This is a genomic window from Nostoc cf. edaphicum LEGE 07299 (assembly GCF_015207245.1).
In the GTDB taxonomy this organism is placed as follows: domain Bacteria; phylum Cyanobacteriota; class Cyanobacteriia; order Cyanobacteriales; family Nostocaceae; genus Nostoc; species Nostoc edaphicum_B.
This window is the reverse complement of record NZ_JADEXF010000850.1, coordinates 1-2,953: the sequence shown is the minus strand read 5'-3', so window position 1 is coordinate 2,953 and position 2,953 is coordinate 1. Positions and strand designations below refer to the sequence as shown.

The following is a 2,953-nucleotide window of genomic DNA, read 5'->3' as shown; positions in this document are numbered from 1 at the left end:
GCGCAATCGTTTAGATAGTGAGATAATGCTGTCGGAAATGACAGCTGGGGAAAGAAATTTTGCTCTCTTGGTTGAGCATTTGCTAAATAAAATTGAAGCTCCAGAATATCGCCAAGTTAATATTGAAGCATTAATTGAATTAGGAGCGATCGCTGCCAATAATCCCAAGCTGCAAATTGAAGAATATATCGTGTTGGATGTGTTAATCGGCCATGCGGTGCGATTGGCATGGTTAGAGAATCATAATCATCGCAGCGATCGCTATGATGAGGATAAGGCGAGTGCGTGGCGATCGTTTTACAACACTTCTCCTAGAGATTGCGCCAGTTATATTTTGAAGGCGTTTAGATTCTTGACGGAATTTGTGAAGGATTTTTAAACGCAGAGGGACGCAAAGGGAAGCGCAGAGGAACGCAGAGGATGAGAGAGAATGAGTTGAGTGGGGTGATTATTGGTTGTGCGATGAGGGTGCATACTGCTTTGGGGCCTGGTTTGTTGGAGTCGGCTTATGAGGAGTGCTTGGATTATGAGTTGAAGAAAGCTGGATTGAATGTTGGTAAGCAAATTCCATTGCCCTTAGTTTATCAAGATGTGCAATTGGAATGTGTTTATCGATTAGATTTGATCGTCGAAAACCAAGTAATTGTAGAGATTAAATCTGTAGAGTCCTTCCACCCAATTCACTCCGTTCAACTCCTAACCTATCTCAAACTCGCAAACTGCAAGCTAGGTCTTCTCCTCAACTTTAACGTCCTCCACCTCAAAGAAGGTATTAAACGCGTAGCCAACAACCTCTAACTCCCCCTCTCACTCTCTCTCATCCTCTGCGAACCTCTGCGCTTCCCTCCGCGCCCCTTTGCGTTAAAAAAAATATCCCCCACCTCAAATTCCAAAAGCAGGGGTTTTATTAAAACTACTTAACAGAAACAGCATCAACATCAATGGTGCTTCCACTAGAGGTAGAACCCTCAGTAGTATTAGGTACTTCAGCACCCACCTCACCCTTACGAGCTTTCCAGCCCTCAATGACTAGCCCAGACACCTCAGAAACTAGCAAAGTCAAAAGGAAAACATCATCAATTTGTCCCACAACCGGTATAAAATCCGGGAGAACATCAAATGGGCTAACCAAATAAACCAACGTTCCTAAAATTACCCACCAACGGTACTTGGGGTTACGAAGCACATCGCGGTACCAAGTGTAAAGTGATTGGATTGAAAATTTCATATTTTGAACCTCCAGTTATCTTTAATTTTGACAAATCATCCTAAAAACTCACGGTGCGAATAACCGTCCTAGTTAGTCTGGAAGACGCTACTAGTAATTTGTCAACAAAGACAAATAAGTAGGTAGCGGGTTCATCTCAAACAGGCAACAGTTGTTTGTTTATAGGGCTGATTAATCGCTTGGTGCTGATACCTGCTGTTCTAGCCATAAAAGATATGCCTATAGACGGATTTTTTATTTTGCTAGAGATTTTATAAATTGCTTGGTATAGTCTTAAACTTCTGTGCAGATCCCAAAGAATAATCTTCTAATTTAAAATCAGCAAAAGGCTTCTTTTCTAATCTATTCCGTAATGCCTCGTCAAGAATCACACCTGATGATTCTCTCTTAACACCAATAATTATAACACTTGTCTGATATGTTGTTAAATCCTGATTTGCCCGGCAATCACTCCGTTGAAATTGACCCAAATTCAATAAGCGATAACTTTTGACACTTGATGTATTAATAAATAATTTTTTAACCAAAATTTGTGTTTGTTTAGAACGTTCTAAAGCTACACGTTCTTGAACTGATCTATCACCTTTACAAGAAGCTGTGCCAACAGAGATAATCTCATTGGGAGCTTCCATTATCTTCTCTATACCTTCTTGTTCTAAGTTCAACTTCAAAAGGTCAATACTAATAATTTCATCATTGTATTTAATTTGAAAGTTGCTACCTAAAAGCCATTTATATTTTAGTGATAAAACTGCTATATTAAACTCAGCAATCCTTCCCTGACTATCCCTACCTTCTTGATAAGAAAAGTAATCGATATTACCTTTTTTCTCTGGATATTGTCTGTAATAGGATGTTTTAGAAAAATCTGATTTTCGCATTGCTAAAGCCACTATACTAAGTGATCCCAATACTACTAATAGAACTGCAAAAAATGCCAATATCGGCACTTTTTCTGGCTGCTTATTTGCAGGAAATGAGTTCTTATTAATGTCTACAGGTAAATGTTCAAGGTTAGAAGCTTCTAGGATATTACTATTTGTCGAAGTCGTGTCTGTTAATTGAGTTTCGATTTCTTCTAGAGAATGCAAAATTTCTTGAGTATTGGCAGGACGTTTTTTTATATCTGATGCTGTTAGCCAATCAATTAAATTCAATAGTAAGGGTGAAATATGAGTAGCATGATTTTGCCAGTGCAACAAATTTTGCTGGACATCATACATCTCCAAAGGATGGTATCCTGTCAGCAAAAATACAAAAGTGCGTCCCAAGGCAAAGAAATCTGACTGCGGTACTGCTTGACCATTCATTTGTTCTGGGGCGCTGTAGCCAGATGACATAAGTGCTGTCATTTTGTCGCCGTTGCTTAATTGGTCTTGGTAGGTTTTATTAATTTTACTGGCGGTGCCAAAATCAATCAGTACTAAATTCCCCCAACCCTCCTCAAGGGGGGATCTAATCATGATATTAGATGGCTTAATATCTCGATGTAGGTACTGTTTGCCATGCACTACATCTAAAATGTCTATCAACTGTCTTAACCAGTCTATGGCTTGTTCTTGAAATATGGGGCTATTTTGCTGCTGTAGCCACTTTTCTAAGTTGTAGCCATCAATTTTTTCCATTGCAATGCAATGCAACACTAAACCATTTCGGTTTTGATACTGGAAGTAACTATCTTCTTTGGGAATTCCGGGATGCTTAAATTGTCCCAACACCTGTCTC

General features: G+C 39.1%; 3 protein-coding genes and 1 pseudogene. 2 read left to right on the top strand and 2 right to left on the bottom strand.

Annotated features, from left to right (window positions below):
* Both IQ229_RS21635 and IQ229_RS21630 read left to right on the top strand, forming a co-directional pair.
* Nucleotides 1–379 (top strand): annotated as a pseudogene (locus IQ229_RS21635) (glycoside hydrolase family 15 protein); the annotation flags it as partial.
* A gap of 41 nt (nucleotides 380–420) precedes the next feature.
* Entirely contained in the window at nucleotides 421–798 is a 378-nt protein-coding gene (locus IQ229_RS21630; protein ID WP_194047259.1) for a GxxExxY protein, read from the top strand.
* 115 nt (nucleotides 799–913) lie between these two features.
* Here the strand turns inward: IQ229_RS21630 and IQ229_RS21625 are convergent, their stop codons facing one another.
* Nucleotides 914–1,228 (bottom strand): YkvA family protein, encoded by a 315-nt coding sequence (locus IQ229_RS21625; RefSeq protein ID WP_194047257.1) that lies wholly within the window; start codon nucleotides 1,226–1,228, stop codon nucleotides 914–916.
* Between the two features lie 251 nt (nucleotides 1,229–1,479).
* Nucleotides 1,480–2,953, bottom strand: a 1,474-nt coding sequence (locus tag IQ229_RS21620; RefSeq protein WP_194047255.1) for a serine/threonine protein kinase, incomplete at its 5' end; no start/stop codon positions are given.